General features: G+C 44.4%; 1 pseudogene. It reads left to right on the top strand.

The window, feature by feature from the left end:
• Positions 1-138 precede the first annotated feature (138 nt).
• Positions 139-719, top strand: a pseudogene (locus tag AB4583_RS21455) (ISNCY family transposase); the annotation flags it as partial.

Below are 719 nucleotides of genomic sequence, written 5' to 3'. Positions count from 1 at the left end.
TGTGATCACCAAGCGATTCTGTCGTACCTTAACTACCAAACGACTTTGTCGTTAGCCTAATTACCGAGGGAAATTGACGGTCCTACTTTTTACGTAATCCTTTGACTATCACTGTGAATTAGTCAAAGGGTGTATAGGATGATCGTTATGGATGCTAAATCCCAGCTTACCGTGGATGTCATTGCTAAAGTGGCACTTAACAAAATCTCTATTCTCAATGCCTCGAAACTGCTCAATAAATCCCCCCGAACCATTGAACGTTACCTCAGGCGATACCGTACCGATGGTATTCGTTTCGTTGTTCATGGCAACACAGGAAGAGCACCCGCTAATAAAATCCCCGTGACCTTAAAGAAGCAAGTTCAAGATCTGATAAAAGCCAAGTATTACGACTTTAACATGCTTCATTTGGCAGACATGCTGGAAGTGTTTGAAGGCATCAAAGTAAAGCGAGAGACACTTCGTACCTGGGCGCACGAAATCCATCATGTAAAACGAGCTAAACATCGCCGCTCCAAAGTAAGAAGACGACGAGAGCGCATGGAGGCAGAAGGCTTAATGTTGCAAATGGACGGCAGCCCCCACCTTTGGTTCGGGGACAAAAAGTCCTGCCTTATCGCTATGATTGATGACGCAACCAGTGACGTTCATGCAGAGTTCTTTCCTTCAGAAACTACGGAAGGCTGCCTTAAAGTAATGAAGGCTTATATCGAAAAAAA

The organism is Vibrio sp. 10N.222.49.C12 (assembly GCF_041475025.1).
Classification (GTDB): Bacteria; Pseudomonadota; Gammaproteobacteria; order Enterobacterales; family Vibrionaceae; genus Vibrio; species Vibrio crassostreae_C.
This window is presented reverse-complemented; position numbering and strand designations above follow the sequence as displayed.